The organism is Actinocrispum sp. NPDC049592, from assembly GCF_040675465.1.
Classification (GTDB): Bacteria; Actinomycetota; Actinomycetes; order Mycobacteriales; family Pseudonocardiaceae; genus Kibdelosporangium.
This window is the reverse complement of sequence record NZ_JBFAPA010000022.1, coordinates 177,338-194,767: the sequence shown is the minus strand read 5'-3', so window position 1 is coordinate 194,767 and position 17,430 is coordinate 177,338. Positions and strand designations below refer to the sequence as shown.

Sequence of the window (17,430 nt, the reverse complement as noted above, 5' to 3'; positions counted from 1 at the left end):
TATGGATCGCGACCGGGACACCGAGGGAAGGGCGCGCAACGCCAGGCCGCGGGACGGCCTGGGGCGCCCGCTCCCCTACGGCTCCAGCGAGGGCGTCGAGCGGCAGCCGGAAGGCGTGCCGCGGACGCCCGATGAGTCGTTGACCGAGGCACAGCGGCTGCTCGACGCCGGGATGCCGTTCCACGCGCATGAGGTGCTCGAGGACGCGTGGAAGACGGCGCCCCCATCGGAGCGTGAACTGTGGCGTGGGCTGGCGCAGCTCGCGGTCGGGATGACGCATGCCGCGCGGGGCAACACCTCCGGTGCGGCGGCGTTGCTGCAGCGCGGGGCGGACAACATCTGGCCGTACGAGGCCGACCCGCCGCACGGGATCGACATCGCGGGATTGTTGAAGTGGGTCTCGGCGCCTTCGGGCGTGCCGCGGTTGCGTCACGGACGGCCGTAGAGACCGGGTCCCTCGATCTTGAGGTCCTCGAGGAACTCCTTCGAGCTGGTGTACGCGGCGTCGATGAGCTCTTGGGTATGCGTGAAATCTAACGGTGTTAGATTCCGCACCGGGGCGCCCGGCAGGTAGACCACCGGGACGTCCTTCGCGGCCAGCTCGGACTCCAGCACGGCCTGGTTGCGCATCCCCAGAGTGGCCCAGAAGAACACCGCGTCCGCCAGGGACTCGGGGACCCGCGGCAGGTGGCCCGGGAACGCGCAGTCCAGGATCACCAGCGACTTCGCGCCCGACGCAAGCGCTTGCCTGATCGGGACGTTCGCCACCACCCCGCCGTCGTAGAGGACGCGGCCGTCGATCTCCACCGGCGGGTAGATCCCCGGGATCGCGCTGGACGCCAGGATCGCCGGCGTCAGCGCACCCTTGTTGATCAGCACCGGCTGCCCCGTCAACGCGTCCACCGCCACCGCCCCGAACGGCAGGGTCAGGTTCGCGAAGTCGTCCACACCCGCCAGCTCGGTCGCCAGGATCTCGGCGAGGCCGGTGTTCGGGAAGATGTGGTTGCGGTGCTTGCGCAACGTGGTGAGCTGGGCGATCGGGCCACCCGGGAACACCTTCTGCCGCGTCATCCGGGCCCACACCTCCGCCAGCCGGTCCGGCGCGTTGTCCGGGTCCAGCGCCAGCAACGCCCCGTTCACCGACCCCACCGACGTCCCCACCACCAGATCCGGCCGGATCCCGCGCTCCGCCAGCGCCCGCAGCATCCCCACCTGCCCGGCCCCCAACGACCCACCGCCACCCAGCACGAACCCCACCGGCCCAGTCATGGCTCCCATTAGGACACATCTACCGCGCCGGCGCTGCCGCAACCGGGCGGCCGGGCGAGAATTCCCTGGTGTCCCAGCGGGTGCTCGCCATCGGGTGGGGGCGGCATGAAGTCCGCGCCGACTGGGTGCCAGTCGTTGCCGCCGATCCAGTTCCGCAGGCCGTGGTGTTCGTCGTCGGGCAACAGGGCTCGGTAGGCCGTCGATGCGGGCGACGGTGACCGCCTGAGCCGTCGCCAAGGCGCGCGAGGCCTTCGAGCCAGGTCGCGACCGGCGAGGGTGCGCTGAGCGCACGGACGGCGCCCTCGACGTCGAACGCGCGCTGAGCCAGTTCGGCGGACATGGTCGGCGAGCGGGTCAGCAGGTTGTCGGGCAGGTACGCGGAGAAGCGGCCGCCCTGCTCGGCCCGCCGTCCCGGGGCGTCGAACGACGTCCGCCAGCGGTTCTGTGCAGGGTTGGCCGTTATCGGGTATTCACGGTTCATGCGGTTCAGGGACCGGGAGCACGCTGGGCGGGAACTGGTGGGGTTGTTGGGGGCGTATGCGGGGCGAGGGGATGTTGTGGTGCTTGGGGTGGCGCGCGGTGGGGTGGCTGTGGCGGTTGAAGTGGCCCGGGGGCTGGGAGTGGGGATGGCGCCGTTCCTGGTGCGCAAGCTGGGGGTGCCGGGGCGCGAGGAGCTGGCGATGGGCGCGATCGCGAACGGCGTGGTGGTGCTCAACGAGGAGATCGCGGGACGGGTGAACCAGGCCGACCTCGATCGGGTGATCCGGGCGGAGACCGAGGAGCTGGAACGGCGGCGCGTGGCGTACGGGGCGAAGCCGGTGGACGTGACCGGTCGCACGGTGATCCTGGTCGACGACGGGCTGGCCACGGGCGCGAGCGCGCGGGCGGCGGTGGAGGCGCTGCGCAAGCAGAACCCGGCGAGGATCGTGCTGGCCGTGCCGACCGCGCCGAGGGAGACCGTCGAGGAGTTCCAAGCCCTGGTGGACGAGGTCGTCTGCGCGTACACACCCGAGTCGTTCGCGGCCGTGGGGCAGGCGTACCGGGACTTCGCTCAGGTCAGCGACCGGGAGGTGCGCCGGCTGCTTCGGTAGACTGGCCCCGTGCCGCGAGTGAGGATATTGGTGGCCATCGGGCTGCTCGCGGCGCTGGTCGCGGCGGCTTTCGTGCTCCCCGTGCCCAAGCCCGAGGAGGTCCGCGCGTGGGCGCTCGGCGCCGCGGGTGACGCGGCCGTCCTGCTGATGTTCGCCACGTACGTGTTCGCCACGCTCATCCCCATCCCCCGCACCGTGTTCTCGCTGGCGTCCGGGTTGCTGCTCGGACCGGTGGTCGGCGTGCTGGTGGCGATCACGGCCACCGCGGTCAGCGGGCTGATGAGCTTCGCGCTGGCCAGGTGGGTGCTGCGTGGGATGGTGCGGCGGCACATGGACCGGCCCAAGGTGAAGACCCTCAACGAGCGGCTGTCCGGCGGCGGCTGGATGGCGGTGGCGTCGCTGCGGCTCATCCCCGTGGCACCGTTCCTGCCGGTGAACTACACGTGCGGGATCCTGCACGTCCGCACCTGGCCGTACCTGATCGGCACGGTCCTGGGCTCGCTGCCCGGGACGATCGTGGCGGTGGTGGTCGGGGACACGCTGACGAACATGCCCCCGACCGTGGTGGTGCTCATGGCGATCCTCGCGATCGCCGGGCTGGCGGGTCTGTGGTTCGCCACCCGCAGCCGGGAGAACTCAGTCGATCAGCTCGACCAGCCGGTCGAGTGACTTGCGCAGGTCGCCCTGGAGCGTCTTGCCCACGGCGGCCGAGATCGGGCCGAACATCCCTGGCCCGGTGAACTCCACGTCCAGCTCACCGGTCGCCCCGCCGGCCGACGGAACCAGCTTCAGCCGCAGCGACGCCTTCACGCCCGCCTTGCCCTCGCCGGACAAGGCGATCCCGTTCGGCGGATCGTACGAGGTGACCGACCAGGTGATCCGGTTGCGCAGGCCCTTCACCGACACCACCGATGTCAGCACTGTGCCCGTCCTGATCTCGCTGGGCACTTCGCCCCGCCAGCCCTCGTGCAGGGCGAGCCACTCCCCGAACCTGGTCAGGTCCGAAGCGGTCGCCCAGGCTCTCTGCGGGTCGACGGGCATCGCGGCGGTAACGCTCACTTTGGCCACGGCATCCTCCTTACGGTCGCAAGGACGGTACCGCCAAACAGCGCATCGCGCGCCCGCAAACAGTCGGTGAACTACGCACTAACACGTGTATACCGGTCACGCCACCAGGCGGCTCGGCCGGGGGATGCCTCGAATGCCGTGAACACCGGCCGCGGCGGTTGGGTCGGCACCGGGAGGAAACCGTCGACCGGAACCAACGGTGTCTCAACGACATCCCCGGTCAACAACGACAAAGTGCCCAGCCCGCAAGCGAAATCCAGCTGCGGCAACGCGCCCGCCAACGCCAGCTGCGCGGACAGCCCCACCGACGTCTCAAGTGCCGACGACACAACACAAGGCAGCCCGGTGGCCTCGGCGACCCGCAGGGCTTTCCGCACGCCGCCGAGGGGTGTGCACTTGATGATGGCGATGTCCGCGGCCCCGGAAACGACGACTTCCAGAGGGTTCTCGGCGCGCCGGATCGACTCGTCCACGGCGATCCGCACGTTCACCCGCCGCCGCACCGCCGCCAGTTCGGCGGTCGACTTACAAGGCTGCTCAACGTATTCGAGCCCGTTCGCGGCCCGGTCGAGCGCCCGGATGTGCACCACCGCGGTGTCCACATCCCAGGCCGCGTTCGCGTCGACCCGGATCTTCCCGTTGGGCCCCAACGCATCCCGCACGGCCTCGACCCGGGCGACATCCTCGCCGAGCGACTGCCGATGGTCCGCGACCTTGACCTTGGCGGTCGAACACCCGGATCCCACCGCGATCTTGAACGCCTGCGACGGGTCGACCGCGGGCACGATGCAGTTCACCGGGATCCGGTCACGCACCGGCGCGGGCCACCCCACCGTCGCCTGCTCAACCGCCGTGGCCAGCCACCGCCGCGCCTCGGCGTCGTCGTACTCGGTGAAAGGGCAGAACTCGCCCCACCCCCTCGGCCCTTGGATCAACATCCCCTCGCGCACGGTGATCCCACGGAACCGGGTGCGCAAGGGGATGGCGTAGACCCAGGTCTCAGTCACCCAGGACCGACTCGATGGCCGTGATCACCTTGGGGTCGTTGGGTGTCGTCATCGGCCGGAACCGCGCGACGACCTCGCCCTCGGCCGACACCAGGAACTTCTCGAAGTTCCACTGGATGTCACCGGCCTTGCCCTCCTCGTCGGGGAACTCGGTCAGCGCGGTGTACACCGGGTGCCGGTCCGGGCCGTTCACGTCGACCTTCTCGGTCATCGGGAACGAAACGCCGTACGTGGTCGAGCAGAAGGTCTGGATGTCCTCGGCCGACCCGGGCTCCTGACCCCCGAACTGGTTGCACGGCACGCCGATCACGGTGAACCCGCGCTCGCCGTACTTCTGCTGCAACTCTTCCAACTGCGTGTACTGCGGCGTCAGGCCGCACTTGGACGCCACGTTGACCACCAGCGCGGCCTTGCCGTCCCGCAGCTCCGCCAGGGTCGTCGGCCGGCCATCCAAAGTGTTGATCTCAGGCACCTACTACTCCTGTCCGTAAACCTCCCCCCACACTATCCGGAGATCCACTACCCCCGCCCCCAAGCCGATCCCACCCACCCGGCCGGGCCGCGCGCGAAGACGCGGCCGGGGCAGCGCCATCTGTGGGAGCGGCGAGTTGAGGGAGGTGCGGCGAGGACTCAGGAGAAGTGTGGGAGGAGGCTCGGCAGGAGCTGAGGAGAGCCGCGAGGCTGCAAGCCCGCCGCGGTGCGGAGGCGAGGCGCGCCGCCGAGCCCGGCAGTCGGCATGGCGAGCGAGCGATGCAGGAGGCGGGGCGAGGCGAGCAGTGCGTCGCGCGGCCATCGGGATGGCGGATGGGACATGCGACGAGGGCCAAGGAAAGCGGCCCGGCCAGGAGTGGAGGAAAGCAACGGCGAGGCCGCGCCGGTGCGGTGAGGCGGCAAGCCGCAGCGTCGCAGGGCGACGGCGCAGGGCGACGGCGCAGGGCGACGGCGCAGGGCGACGGCGCAGGGCGACGGCGCAGGGCGACGGCGCAGGGCGGCTTGCGGCGAGGCCGCAAGCCGCGGTGGTGGGTGTGTGGCAAGCCGCGCGGAGGTCTGGGGATGGGGTGGACGAGTGGGCTGAGGTGAGTGAGTGAGTGAGTGAGGTGGGTGAGTGGGCTGGGGTGAGTGGCGGATGAGTGGGTGGGGTGAGATCGGGCAGGGGCCTGGCTCGCCGGGGTGGCGGGCCAGGCCCCTGGGTGTGTGGTGGGCTGCTAGTACTGCTGGATGGAGTACTGGCCGTTGGTGCCGAAGAAGATGTAGCCGTGTTCGAAGTTCGAGCGCCAGCCGCCGGGGATGGCTGTCTCGTCACCGATGGGGTAGCCGAGCCAGGAGGCGTCGCCACCGAGTTCGAGGTACTTCATCAGGATCGCGCCCTGGACGTTGTGCGATCCGTAGCCCGGGCTCCAGTAGATGGACCCGCGCTCGAAGTGGTTGTAGAACCCGCCGTTGGCGCCCGGGATCTCGTCGGTCAGCGGGAAGCCCAGGCCGTGCTCGTAGTTGAGCTGCCCGAACTTCTGCCAGATGCCGCCCTGGACGTTGTGCGCGCCGGCACCGGCGGACCAGTAGATGGCGCCCCGCTCGAACAGGTTGAAGTACCCGCCCGGAGGGGTAGTGGCCAGGTCGTCGGTGGTGGGGTAGCCGAGGAACGACTTCTCGTTGCCCAGCTCGGCGTACTTCACGCCGATCGCGCCCTCGACGTTGTGCGCGCCGGTCGCCGCGCTCCAGTAGATGCCGCCGCGCTGGAACTGGTTGAAGAACCCGCCGTTGGCGCCCGGCATCTCGTCGGAGGTCGGGTACCCCGGGTAGGAGTGCTCGCGGCCGAGCTCGTTCCACTTGTCGCTGATCGCGCCCTGGACGTTGTGCGCCCCGGTGTCCGCGGTCCAGAAGATCGACCCGCGCTCGAAGAAGTTGAAGTACCCGCCCGCGGGGGTGGTCCCGAGGTCGTCGGTGGTCGGGTAGCCCAGGTAGGAGGTGTCCTTGCCCTTCTCCGCCCACTTGGCGCCGATCGCGCCCTCGACGTTGTGCGCCCCGGTGTCCTGCTTCCAGTAGATGTAGCCCCGCTGGAAGCCGGCGCCGCGCCCGCCGTTCGCCCCGGCCTCGTCGTTGCTGACCGGGAAGCCCACGTACGCGTTGCCGTAACCGAGCGCGACGTACTTGTTCTTCACCTCACCGCGCAGCACCTGCGACGGCGTGGTCGGACTGGCGATGATGATCGCGTCGGCGAAGGTGTTGTAGTGACCGGACAGGTCGCCGCCGGAGGTGCGCTCGTTGTCGGTCGGGTACCCCAACGCGCCCGCTTCGGCGCCGAGCGACTTGTACAGCGCGTAGTTGTCGGCCTGCAGCGCCGCCGCCGGGGTGTTCGGCGACTTGTAGATGGCACCGCCCTTGGACAGCATGATCCGCGTGCCGGCGCCGTCCGGGTTGGTCACCACGTCGGTCGTGGGCACGCCCAGCTTCGCGACGCCGCCCACGGCCAGGTACGCGTTGAGGTAGTCGCCCTGCATGGACCGCACCCCGCCGGACGGCGACCAGAACAGGTAGCCGTTGGCGTACTGCTGCGACCGGGCCAACGAGTCGCCCTGCTCCGCGCCCACCGGCGCGCCCAGCTGGGCCCGCAGGGCGGCGTCGTCCTGGTAGCGCTTCTCGATCGGCGTCAGGTAGGTCACGTTGATCACCGAGTCGCCATCCGGAACCGTGATGACCTTGGTCCGGTTGGCCGACCCGTCCGCCCAGTTCTGGAACTGGGCGACGCCGTCGGTGGCCACCTGCGGGGCGACGATGGTCAGCTGCTGGCCCACCGAGAACAGCCCGGACGTGCCCTGCTCGTCACCGATGGTGAACGCCGCCGGGGTGTCGGTCTGCACGGTCACCCGGCGCTGCTTCGCCTTGGCCCGGAACACCGTCGTCGTCTCGGTGCCCTTGCTGTCGGTCGCGTGCGCGGTCACCTCGAGGTAGCTGTTGCCGGGGTGGCCCTCGAACGGCATCGAGTACTGCGGCCCGGTCTGGTTGCTGCTCGGGTGCAGGTGGCAGCCGCCGGTGCTCACGCAGTGCACCAGGTTCGTGGTCCACAGCACCTGCAACGAGCCGTCTTCCTGGTCCGCCGCGGTCGCACTGGCCTGGATGACCTCTCCGACGGCGTACTCGTGCGCCGCGTCCGGCGGGGTCAGGTTCAGCGCGGGCGGGTGGTTGCCCGGCGCGACCACGATCGACGTGGTTCCGGTCAGCCCCAACGGGTCCGTCGCGGTGAGCTTGGCGGTGAACGTGTCACCCGGGCCGTAGGTGCGGCTCGTCGTCGGGCCCGTGCCGGTGGTGCCGTCACCGAAGTCCCACTTGTAGGTCAGCGGGTCGCCGTTCGGGTCGGTGGACGCGGTCGCGTCGAAGGACACCGTGCGGTGGTCGGGGTCGACGGTCGCCTTCGGCACCGCCTGCGGGGCCGCGTTGCCCGGCGCCCAGGTGATCCGGCGCAGGGTGCGGGACAGAATGTCCGCGTACACGATGTCGCCGTTGCTCGGCATGCTCTGGAACCTGACCGGGCCGCCGATGTCCTGGGCGAACCCGTCCTGCTCGGGCTGGGTGAGCACGTTGCCCGCGCCGTTGAAGCGCATCGTCCAGATCCGGTTGGCCACGTAGTCGCCGAAGAAGTACCGGCCCTTGTAATCGTCCGGATAGGACGATCCCTTGTAGACGACACCGCCGGTGACGGAGTTGCCGTACGGGTGTGGGTAGCTGAAGATCGGGTTCACCGTGGTGGAGGTGCCGCACTCGGCGAAGTTGATGTACTCCACGGTGCGGTCCGGGCCCTCCCAGCACGGCCAGCCGAAGTTCTGGCCCGGGCCGACCAGGTCGACCTCCTCCGTGCGGTTGAACCCGACGTCACCGAGCGCGATCTGGCCGGTGGCCGCATCCACGCTGAACCGGAACGGGCTGCGGAAGCCGTACGCGTACACCTTGCTGCGCACCGAACCCGGGTTGCCCGCCTGGTAGAACGGGTTCGTCGGGACACCGGTGCCGTCGGTCCTGATGTGCAGCACCTTGCCGTGCGGGTCGTCGATGTTCTGCACGCGGAACGCCTGCTGGTCCGCCCCGGCGTAGCTGGCGCCGTCGCCGATGCTCACCCACAGCGTGCCGTCGTCGGGGGCGAGGACCGTGGTCATCGCGTGCGCGTCGGAGTCCGCCGTGGTCTCCAGGATCGGGGTCTCGTTCTGCAGGCCGGTCGGCGCCCCCGCGCCGTCGACGCTCACCTGCCAGCGGCTGAGCCGCAACGTCCACGGCGGCCCCGCGGCCGCGGTGGCGTACGTCGTGTAGATGGTCCGCGACGTGGCGAAGTCGGGCGCGACGGCGACGCCGACCAGGCCGAGGTCGTTCTTGTTCGTCACCGCGATGGTGCCGAGCGTGCGCGGGGTGCCGGTCTTGGGCACCCAGTTCACCTGGCCGGCCTTGCCGATCGCGATCGCGCTGTCGTCCTGCAGGATGAAACCGGTCGGCAGCGCCGGGGCGGCGACGGCGGGCGTCACCACCGGGACCGCCAGCGTCGCCGCGGTCAGCGCACCGACCGCGGTGATCTTCATCAAGGCACGGATGTGCCGCATCTTCAGCCCTCCTGCTTCCCCCAGAACCGGTGCGCACCGATGACCGGATCATTCACCCTGTGGATCGCCACAGTGCCGGAGAGTGTTTCACAGCGGACTGACATTTCGGGCAGGCCCGGAAGGCCGCGCCAGGCGGATTGGCGCGGCCTTCCGGAGTCAGGAGTTGCGCTAGAAGCGAACAGCCACCAGATAGTCGTGGCCGCGTGCGGCGGTGACGAGCGGAATCGGCGGAGTGTCGTGTTCGACGACGTACTCCCGGATGCCCGATTGGGCGTACCGAGCGAAGATCCGGGGGAAGTCGATCGTGCCGCGGCCGAGGTCCTCGAAGGACCCGTTGGCGGCCCGGTCCTTCACGTGGAACACCGGGAACCGCCCTGGGTAGCGGTCGAAGTACGGCACCGGGTCGTAACCGCCCGCGATGATCCAGTACAGGTCCAGCTCGAAGTTGACCAACCGCGGGTCGGTCTCGTCGAGCAGGATGTCGTACAGCACCTTGCCATCGGCCTTCACGAAGTCGACGTTGTGGTTGTGGAACAGGAACTTCAGGCCGGCGCTGCGACATTTCTCACCCCAGGACGAGAATGCGGCGGCCGCATTCCGGTACCCGGCGACGTTGCGCAGGCTCCCCGGCAGTGACGGGACCACGACGTAGCGCACGCCGAGGATGCGGGCGATCTCCAGCTCACGCTGGACGTTCGCGAGCATCGCGTCCCAGCTGGTGTGGGTGAGCACGGCCCGCAGGCCGGCCGTGTCGAGCATGTCCCGGAACGCCGCCGGGGTGTGTCCATAGAGGCCGCTGACGCCTACTGTCGCGTAGCCGATCCGGCCGAGCGCGTTGAGTGTCCCTTGTGGATCGGTCGCCATGATGTCACGGACGGTGTACAGCTGGATGCCGATGTGGTCCGGCGGCACGGAGTGCAGCGGCGGGTCCGCCGCCGCCACACCCGCCGTCATACCGCCGACGACCACGCCAGACCCGGCGGCCAGCCGCAGGAACCCGCGCCGAGAGGTGGTCATCTTTCGTAAACCTCCAGCTCAGGCCTCGTGAGTGGGTTCGGCCGTGCTAACGGGCCAAAACCACTCACGAGGGGACCTCAGGAAACGGTCACGACGACTGTGCGGGCGGTGTGCACTCCGGCACTGTCCGTTGTGGTCAGTCGCGCTGTGTAGGTTCCCTTCTTGGTGTACTGGTGGGTAACCGACGCACCCGAGCCCGCGGCGGTGTTGTCGCCGAAGTCCCAGGCGTACCCGGTGATCGTGCGGCCCGCCGGTGCGGTCGCCGTTCCCTTGAGCGCCACGCTCAGCGGCGCGGTGCCGCTGGTCGGTGTGGCGGTCACGGCGATGTCCGCGGTGGTACCGGGTTTCGCCATGCCGTTGCCGTTGAGGTTGAGCCAGTCCAACGACATCAGGTCGGGCGAGGCGGGCGTCCACGCGGGGTTGGTGAAGACCAGGAACAACTTCACCGTCCGGCCGGGATTGACCAACGGCACCGTCGGTGAGATGACGTTGTTCCAGTCACCCGTGTTCGGCACGTCCACCGAACCCAGCAGCTGCCCGGCCGGCGAGTCCGCGCGGAACTCGATCCTGCCGCCGAGACCACCGGAGGAGACCCCGACCGTCACCGAGTCGATGTTGGTCAGGTTCACCGGGTCGTAGGACACCCAGTCACCGTGCTGGATCGAACCGAGCCGCTTGCCCGCCGACGCCGACGCGTTGCTCACCACCGTCGGACCGCCTTGTGCGCCACCGAGGCCCTCGTGGTGCTCGGCCTCCTTGCGCTTGGGCTCCAGTCCGATGTGGGCGGACCCGGTCAGCGCCGGGGTGTTCCGCACGCCGCCGTTGTCCGTGTACTGCACGGCCATCGCGACGAACAGGTTCTGCCCCGGGCCATGGCTCGTGCCCTGGTCGGTCTTGAACTCGCCCCGGCAGCCCGTGGTGTTGTCCATCGGGTGCAGGTGCAGGTCGTGACCGAGCTGCGACTGCACAACGACCTTCGAGCAGTCGATCCGGCCGTCCTCCCGGTCGGTCACCTGGACCTCGAACGGGATGGTGTCACCCCACTCGAAGGCGCCACCGTTCCGCGGCGAAAGGATCTTCACCTCGGGACGGCTGTTCCCCGGCGTGATGGTCGAAACGGCGACCCCGGTGAGCCCGTTCTTGCGGCTCGTCACCGTCAGCCGGGCGTCGAACCGGCCCGGCGCCTGATAAACGTACGTCGGGTTGGCCTCGGTGGAGTCGATCGTGCCGTTGCCGTCGAAGTCCCACGCGTAGTCGACGGCTTCCCCGTCCCCACCACCGGATCCGGCGCTGGAGAACCTGACCGTCAACGGGTACCGCCCGGAGTCGGCGTCCACCGACACCTTCGCGTTGGGCCTCCGTCCATTCGCGACATAGTCGATCCGGTAGATCCCGGAGCCCTCGTTGCTGGCCCCGCGCCCGGTCCCGCTGCCAGCGCCGAAGTCGATCACATACAGCGACCCGTCCGGCCCGAAGTGCGCGGAGAACGCCTGGATCCACGACATATTGGTGAAGATCTTGTTGATCGACTGCAGATCCCCTTGGTTGACCGCGGGGAACCGCGGGTTGCCGAAGGTCTGGTCGGTCCGCTGGAACGACAAAGTCTTGAAGTACCCGCGGGTCAGCTCGTAGACGAACCACTTGCCGTCGAAGTACTCCGGGAACTTGGTCACCAGCGGGTTGGCCGGGTTGTAGGAGTAGACCGGCCCGGACATCGGCCCGCCACCACCACTGCCCAGTTCCGGGAACTCCGCCGACTGCGAGTACGTGTACCAGACCGTCGGCGCCTCGGCCGGGGGCAGATCGCGCAGACCCGTGTTGTTGGGCGAGTCGTTGACCAGGTGCCCGCAGTCGAACTTCGGCCCGGACACTCCGGTCGCGAAGTCGTAGTCGTTGAACGGGGTGTTGTTGCCGATGCAGTACGGCCACCCTTGGTTGCTCGCATGGGTGATCCGCGCGAACTCGACCGTCCCTTCCGGACCGCGGTCCGGGTTCGCCGCCCGCGCGTCCGGCCCGTAGTCGGCCACCATCAACGCATCCGTCTTCGGGTCGACCGTGATCCGGAACGGGTTGCGCTGACCCATCGTGTAGATCTCCGGACGGGTCTTCGCCGTGCCCGGCGCGAACAGGTTGCCCGCCGGGATGGTGTAGGACCCATCGGCCTGCGGGGTGATCCGCAGGACCTTGCCGCGCAGGTCGTTGGTGTTGCCCGCGGTGGACTGGGCGTCCATCGACCGGCGGCCCGGCCGCTCGTCGATCGGGTTGAACCCGTCGGAGTTGAACGGGTCGGTGTTGTCACCCGTTGCCACGAACAGGTTCCCGTGCCGGTCCATGGCCAGCGAGCCGGCCATGTGCGAGTTGGCGCGGTTCTCGTCGCGGTAGGTCGGGATCTCCAGCAGCCGCTTCTCACTGGCCATGTCGACCTTGTCACCGACCACCGTGAACCTGGACAGGTTCTCCTTCTTGTCGACCTTGTCCGAGTACAACAGGTACACCCAGCCGTTCTGGGCGAAGTTGTTGTCCAGCACCAGCCCCAGCAGACCGTCCGACTGGCTGGTCATCTGCGGGGTGTAGGCGAAGTCCAGCGCGGTGGTGGTGCGCAGGGTGTCCTGGTTGAGGATCTTGAGCGCACCGGTGCGCTGGATGTAGAACACCCGGCGGTCGTCGGCCACGGCCAGCTCGAACGGGTCGGCCAGGCCCTCGGTCACCAGCGGGACCTTCTGGAACATGTTGTCCTTGGTGGGCGAGCAGTCGCCGGGCACCACGCCCGCCGCCCACTCGATGCCACCGAGGATGTGCTTGAGGTACACCGGATCGGAGTACCGCGACGGCGGGTGGCCGATGGTGGTGTACCAGGATCGGCCGCCGTCGTAGTTCTGGCACCAGGCGAACGGGTGGTCCACCCCCTGGGTCAGCCCCTCTATGCCGTCCCGCACCTTCACCTGCGCGAGCACGTGCACCTTGCCGGTCGGGTTGACCTTCCAGTTGTACCACTCCTCGCCTTCCAGCTCCCACAGGTCCGGAAGGTGCTTCGTGGACGGATGGACGTGGTCGAGGACCTTCACCCGGCCCGGCTGGATCACCGGGTGGAAGTCGAAGATCGCCCCGGCGAGGCCCTCGAACCAGCTCCAGTCGCGCTCGCTCGCGGTGGCCGAGTGCATGCCCATCCAGCCGCCGCCGTGCTCGATGAACCGCTGGAAGGCACCCCGCTGATCGGCGTTCAGCAAATTGCCGGTCTGCGGGGTGGAGTTGGTGTTGTTGAAGATGATCAGCTGGAAGCGAGCGAGGTTGGCGTCCGAGAACGCCGCCGAGTCCTCGGTGAACTCGACGGCGAAGTTGTTCTCGTCCGCCAGCTTGCGCAGCGCCGCGTTGGCGTAGGGAATGTTCTCGTGCCGGAAGTTGGTGGTCTTGGAGAACACCAACGCGGTGAACCGCGGGGTGGCCGCGGTCGCCGGGACCCCGAAGAGCCCGACCAGGAGCAGCACAGCGAAAACCAACGCCCTCATGCGCGCGGCGGAAGCCATCTTGCGTGAGTGCTTACAGGTGTGCCGGTCCGGCAGCGTGCGCCTCGGCGAGCGCGTCGGACTTGCGGCCGGTCATCACGTCCGGGTTGTGCTGCGGTGCGGCAGCGGCCGCGGCACGGGCCGCGGCGGGCGGGGCGAGGTTGACGAACTGGCCCGAGATGGTGCCACGGACGCGGTTGTTCTCGCCTGCCGGTGCCGGGTCGTTGTCCACACCGGCCAGGTTGCCACGGATGATGGTGTTGCTCACCGTGACGCCACCGGTGTTGCCGGACGCCGTGACGTTGCCGTTGAAGAAGCTGGCCTGCCCGCAGGACGCGATCGGGCCGTCGGCGCCGATCTGCAGCGCGCCCTGGTTGCCGGTGTACGAGGTGTTGCCGTACACCTCACCGGCGCAGAACACGCCGCCGAGCCTGGCACCGGACACGGTCAGGTTCTGGTTCACGACGGTGCTGATCAGGTCCACATAGGACACATTGGTCCCGGTGACGCTGCCCAGCTGGCTGTTCTCCGCGTACACCTCGCCCACGCTGGAGTTGAGCTCACCGTTGACGGTGGCGGTGTTCAGGTAGGCGTACGTACCGCGATCGGGGTGCTGGTTCGCGGACACCTTGACGTTGCCTGACTTCGTGTCGGCCAGGTAGAACCCGTAGGCGTCCACCGCGGTCACGGTGCTGCCGAACGTGGTTCCCTTGGCGTCGAAGAAGGCGTCGTCCTGCAGCATGACCTCACGCTGGAAGTTGCCACCGGTGATCACCAGGTTCGCACCCGGCTCAACGGTGACGGTCCCGGTGACGATGGTGCCGTCCAGGACGCAGGACTTGGTGGCCGCGACTCTCAGGTCGCCCGGGACCGTCACAGCCCCGGCCTCCCCCTCGCAGAACGTTGTCAAGCCGGCGCTCGCCGGGACGGCGAACACACCGAGCGCGGTGCAGGCCACGCTGGCGGCGACGACTAAGACGGAACGTGCCTTCATTGTTGGATCCCTCCAGGTGCAACACAGTCGACGGGTTCAATCGTTACTGGTGGCGGCGCCCAGCAGATCTCGAATACGGCCAGTGACCCTTGCGAACTCAGGCTCGGCCATGGTTTTGCCGTAGTCTCGTTCAACTGGCAAATCGACAGCGATCAGCTCGTCGACCGTGCCAGGGCGGGGTGTCATGACCACTACCCGGTCCGCGAGGTAGACGGCCTCGGGGATCGAGTGGGTGACCAGGAGGACAGTTGTCCCCGTTTCGCGCCAAATTCGACGCAGCTCGATGTTCATCTGCTCACGGGTGAGCGCGTCCAGCGCGCCGAACGGCTCGTCCATCAGCAGAACCGGGGGGCGGTGCAGCAACGCCCGGCACAGGGCCACACGTTGTTGCATACCGCCGGAAAGCTCGTACGGGTAAGCGTCCTCGAAACCGGTCAGGCCGGTCATCGCGATCAGCTCGTCCGCACGTTCGCGGGCCTCGGTGGCCGGCATCCTGCGCATCTCGGCCTGCAGCAGGATGTTGCGGCGGGCCGAGCGCCAGTCCAGCAGGGCGGCCCGCTGGAACACGTAGCCGATGTCGCGGCGCGGGCCGCGAACCTCCTCGCCCAGCAACTCCACCTGCCCAGCGGACGGCTTGAGCAGGCCGGAGACCAGTTTGAGCAAAGTGGACTTGCCACAGCCGGACGGCCCGACGATGGCGATGAACTCCCCCTGCCTGACGCTCAGCGAGACGTCGTGCAGCGCGGTCACGTCCATTTTCTTGGTACGAAAACGAACCGAGACGTCCTGAAGGTCTACCGTGCTGTCTTTCCGGGTGGTGTCCATCTCAACCATCGCGGGTGCCTGGCCGGGCATCCTCATCCCTTCGGCGCGAAGCTGACGTCCCAGTACGCGGACGGTTCCTGGGCCTTGTCGATCACACCGGCGTCGGCGAACACCTGGATCGTCTTGCGCCAGTCGCCTTCGTCGTTGACACCCGGCGCTTTTCCTTCGGTGGCGGGGGTGTGCAGCAGCTTGAGCGTGGCGCTGAACTGCTCCTTGAGCACCGTCGGCGACGGAAGCTGTTCCGAGGCGCCCTTCATCGCGTCCACCGCGCCGCTCTCGTTGGCGCCGGCGGCCGTCCACGCCTCGCTGGTGGCCGCGACCATCCGGGTCACCAGGTCCTTCTTCTCCGACAGGTTCTTCACCGAGGTGAGCAGGCCGTTGGAGTAGAAGTTCAGCCCGAAGTCGGCGAACTTCAGGTAGGAGACGGGTTTCTTGCCCTTCTCCTGGATCGTCGGGCCCTGGTCGGTGGCGAAGCCGAGCAACGCGTCGGTCTGGCTTGACAGCACAGCAGCCATCTTGCCCGCGGCGTCAAGGTTCTGGAGCTTCACGTCGGACGCCTGCAGGCCGTTCACCTTGAGGAAGGCCGGGAAGGTCTTGCTCAGCGCGTCACCGGCGGTGCTCGCGATGGTCTTGCCCTTCAGGTCGGCGGGCGACTTGATGTTCTTGTCGCTGAAGAACTGCACGGCCGACGGCGTGGTCTGCAGGAACACGCCGACGCTCTTGACCTTCATGCCGGTGCCCACCCCGGCGAGCAACGCGGGCGTGTCCGCCCAGCCGAAGTCGTTCTGCCCGGCCGCGGTGGCCTGGATGGTCTTCTGCGAGCCCTGGCCCGCGTTGATGGTCAGGTCGATGCCGTGCTTCTCGTAGATCTTCTGTGCCTTGCCGTAGTAGAACGGCGCGTGTTCACCGTACGGGTACCAGTTCAGCGTGAGGGTGACCTTGTCCAGCTGCTTTCCCTCGCTGCTGGTGGTCTTCTCGCCCCCGCTGCTGCCACAGCCGGCGGCCAGCGCCAGTAACGCCACTGCCGCGGTGAGCGTGCGGAACCTCATGGTGGAACTCCCTTTTCACATGCTGGTCGTAGCGGCGTCGATACGGCGGCTGGCGTGCCAGGGGAGAACAAGGGCCTCGATCACCTCGACCACCGCGAACAGCAGCAGACCGAGTGCGGACATGATGATCAGGCCGGCGAACAGGGTCGGCGTGTCGAAGTTGCCGTTGGCCTGCTGGATCACGAAACCCAGCCCCTCGTTCGCGCCGACGAACTCGCCGACCACGGCGCCGGTGACCGCGAGCGTCACGCCGACCTTCAGCCCGGAGAACAGGTGCGGCAGCGACGCGGGCAGCCGGATCTTGACGAACGTGCTCACCGGCCCGGCCCCCATGGTCGACGCCAGCTGCAGCATCTCCGGGTCGATCGACTTCAGGCCGGTGACCATGGAGATCACCACCGGGAAGAACGCCATCAGCACGGCGACGATGATCTTGGGCGTCAGGCCGGTGCCGAACCAGACGATGAACAGCGGCGCGATCGCGATCTTCGGGATCACCTGGGCGAACAGCAGCAACGGGTAGAACGTGCGCTCGACCGTCGGCGAGTACACCATGAACACCGCGCCGAGCACGCCGATCAAGATGGCCAGCAGGAAACCCGCGATGGTCTCCCACAGCGTCACCAGTGTGTTGTCCCAGAAGTACTCCGGCTTGGCGAGGATCGTGTCGAAGGCATCCCCGGGGGAGGCGACCAGATAGGGCTCGACCCACTCGGCGGCGGTGACCACCCACCAGACCACGAACAACAGCGCCAGCAGCGCGACCGGACGCCAGATCTGGTGGATGAACCGCACGGCACGCGCGCCCGTTCCCGGACGGCTGCGCTCGGCCACCCCCGCCGGCGCCGCTCGCGTGCCCCGCACCGCCATACCCCTCCGCCTTCCCGGTCAGGGAATCCTCTTTCATTTCGCATACGTGAAAGCGCTTACCCGCAGCTAGAAGCGCCTCCAGCGGATTTCTGAAAGCGCTTTCAGAAAGCGCTTTCTGCGCTAGAGTAAACAGGGCCCGCACGGCAGGTCAAGA

At 68.4% G+C, this 17,430-nt stretch carries 15 protein-coding genes; 3 read left to right on the top strand and 12 right to left on the bottom strand.

From position 1 onward, the window contains the following. Window position 1 precedes the first annotated feature (1 nt). On the top strand, window positions 2-445 hold the full coding sequence (locus AB0J95_RS42425; protein ID WP_364771033.1) for a DUF309 domain-containing protein: 444 nt from the start codon (window positions 2-4) through the stop codon (window positions 443-445). Here AB0J95_RS42425 and AB0J95_RS42420 read toward each other — a convergent pair. Both AB0J95_RS42420 and AB0J95_RS42415 read right to left on the bottom strand, forming a co-directional pair. Next, window positions 430-1,278: a patatin-like phospholipase family protein gene (locus tag AB0J95_RS42420; RefSeq protein WP_364771031.1), complete on the bottom strand. Its 849-nt coding sequence runs from the start codon at window positions 1,276-1,278 to the stop codon at window positions 430-432. The two genes, AB0J95_RS42425 and AB0J95_RS42420, sit on opposite strands and share 16 nt — an antisense overlap. A gap of 10 nt (window positions 1,279-1,288) precedes the next feature. Then, window positions 1,289-1,750 (bottom strand): hypothetical protein, encoded by a 462-nt coding sequence (locus tag AB0J95_RS42415; RefSeq protein WP_364771029.1) that lies wholly within the window; start codon window positions 1,748-1,750, stop codon window positions 1,289-1,291. Between AB0J95_RS42415 and AB0J95_RS42410 the strand changes: the two genes are divergently transcribed. Together AB0J95_RS42410 and AB0J95_RS42405 are read left to right on the top strand one after the other, a co-directional pair. Then, on the top strand, window positions 1,749-2,360 hold the full coding sequence (locus tag AB0J95_RS42410) for a phosphoribosyltransferase family protein (RefSeq protein WP_364771027.1): 612 nt from the start codon (window positions 1,749-1,751) through the stop codon (window positions 2,358-2,360). The genes AB0J95_RS42415 and AB0J95_RS42410 overlap by 2 nt on opposite strands. A gap of 9 nt (window positions 2,361-2,369) precedes the next feature. Further along, window positions 2,370-3,029, top strand: a complete 660-nt coding sequence (locus tag AB0J95_RS42405; protein WP_364771025.1) for a TVP38/TMEM64 family protein — start codon at window positions 2,370-2,372, stop codon at window positions 3,027-3,029. Here the strand turns inward: AB0J95_RS42405 and AB0J95_RS42400 are convergent. The 10 genes from AB0J95_RS42400 to AB0J95_RS42355 form a co-directional block, all read right to left on the bottom strand. After that, complete coding sequence (locus AB0J95_RS42400; RefSeq protein WP_364771023.1) at window positions 2,997-3,428, bottom strand: SRPBCC family protein; 432 nt, start codon at window positions 3,426-3,428, stop codon at window positions 2,997-2,999. The genes AB0J95_RS42405 and AB0J95_RS42400 overlap by 33 nt on opposite strands. A gap of 71 nt (window positions 3,429-3,499) precedes the next feature. Beyond that, complete coding sequence (locus AB0J95_RS42395; protein WP_364771021.1) at window positions 3,500-4,435, bottom strand: o-succinylbenzoate synthase; 936 nt, start codon at window positions 4,433-4,435, stop codon at window positions 3,500-3,502. Continuing rightward, window positions 4,428-4,898 (bottom strand): glutathione peroxidase, encoded by a 471-nt coding sequence (locus AB0J95_RS42390; protein WP_364771131.1) that lies wholly within the window; start codon window positions 4,896-4,898, stop codon window positions 4,428-4,430. Before AB0J95_RS42390 ends, AB0J95_RS42395 begins: the two co-directional genes overlap by 8 nt. 742 nt (window positions 4,899-5,640) lie before the next feature. Next, window positions 5,641-9,018 carry a PQQ-dependent sugar dehydrogenase gene (locus tag AB0J95_RS42385; RefSeq protein WP_364771019.1) on the bottom strand — a complete coding sequence of 1,126 codons (3,378 nt, stop codon included), beginning with the start codon at window positions 9,016-9,018 and terminating at the stop codon, window positions 5,641-5,643. A 168-nt stretch (window positions 9,019-9,186) separates the two neighbouring features. Further along, window positions 9,187-10,035 (bottom strand): sugar phosphate isomerase/epimerase, encoded by an 849-nt coding sequence (locus tag AB0J95_RS42380; protein ID WP_364771017.1) that lies wholly within the window; start codon window positions 10,033-10,035, stop codon window positions 9,187-9,189. A gap of 77 nt (window positions 10,036-10,112) precedes the next feature. Further along, window positions 10,113-13,541, bottom strand: coding sequence for a ThuA domain-containing protein (locus AB0J95_RS42375; protein WP_364771015.1), 3,429 nt, complete (start codon window positions 13,539-13,541; stop codon window positions 10,113-10,115). A gap of 31 nt (window positions 13,542-13,572) precedes the next feature. Then, window positions 13,573-14,532, bottom strand: coding sequence for a hypothetical protein (locus AB0J95_RS42370; protein WP_364771013.1), 960 nt, complete (start codon window positions 14,530-14,532; stop codon window positions 13,573-13,575). Between the two features lie 36 nt (window positions 14,533-14,568). Further along, window positions 14,569-15,357, bottom strand: coding sequence for an ABC transporter ATP-binding protein (locus AB0J95_RS42365; protein WP_364771011.1), 789 nt, complete (start codon window positions 15,355-15,357; stop codon window positions 14,569-14,571). Between the two features lie 32 nt (window positions 15,358-15,389). Further along, entirely contained in the window at window positions 15,390-16,406 is a 1,017-nt protein-coding gene (locus tag AB0J95_RS42360) for an ABC transporter substrate-binding protein (RefSeq protein WP_364771009.1), read from the bottom strand. Between the two features lie 15 nt (window positions 16,407-16,421). Next, entirely contained in the window at window positions 16,422-17,276 is an 855-nt protein-coding gene (locus tag AB0J95_RS42355; protein WP_364771007.1) for an ABC transporter permease, read from the bottom strand. Window positions 17,277-17,430 lie beyond the last annotated feature (154 nt).

Bases quoted from the DNA above. Each gene is read 5' to 3' on its own strand.
- AB0J95_RS42385 (WP_364771019.1), bottom strand. From the start codon at position 9,018: ATGCGGCACATCCGTGCCTTGATGAAGATCACCGCGGTCGGTGCGCTG.
- AB0J95_RS42380 (WP_364771017.1), bottom strand. From the start codon at position 10,035: ATGACCACCTCTCGGCGCGGGTTCCTGCGGCTGGCCGCCGGGTCTGGC.
- AB0J95_RS42415 (WP_364771029.1), bottom strand. From the start codon at position 1,750: ATGAACCGTGAATACCCGATAACGGCCAACCCTGCACAGAACCGCTGG.
- AB0J95_RS42375 (WP_364771015.1), bottom strand. From the start codon at position 13,541: ATGAGGGCGTTGGTTTTCGCTGTGCTGCTCCTGGTCGGGCTCTTCGGG.
- AB0J95_RS42420 (WP_364771031.1), bottom strand. From the start codon at position 1,278: ATGGGAGCCATGACTGGGCCGGTGGGGTTCGTGCTGGGTGGCGGTGGG.
- AB0J95_RS42410 (WP_364771027.1), top strand. From the start codon at position 1,749: ATGCGGTTCAGGGACCGGGAGCACGCTGGGCGGGAACTGGTGGGGTTG.
- AB0J95_RS42360 (WP_364771009.1), bottom strand. From the start codon at position 16,406: ATGAGGTTCCGCACGCTCACCGCGGCAGTGGCGTTACTGGCGCTGGCC.
- AB0J95_RS42355 (WP_364771007.1), bottom strand. From the start codon at position 17,276: ATGGCGGTGCGGGGCACGCGAGCGGCGCCGGCGGGGGTGGCCGAGCGC.
- AB0J95_RS42425 (WP_364771033.1), top strand. From the start codon at position 2: ATGGATCGCGACCGGGACACCGAGGGAAGGGCGCGCAACGCCAGGCCG.
- AB0J95_RS42365 (WP_364771011.1), bottom strand. From the start codon at position 15,357: ATGGACACCACCCGGAAAGACAGCACGGTAGACCTTCAGGACGTCTCG.
- AB0J95_RS42370 (WP_364771013.1), bottom strand. From the start codon at position 14,532: ATGAAGGCACGTTCCGTCTTAGTCGTCGCCGCCAGCGTGGCCTGCACC.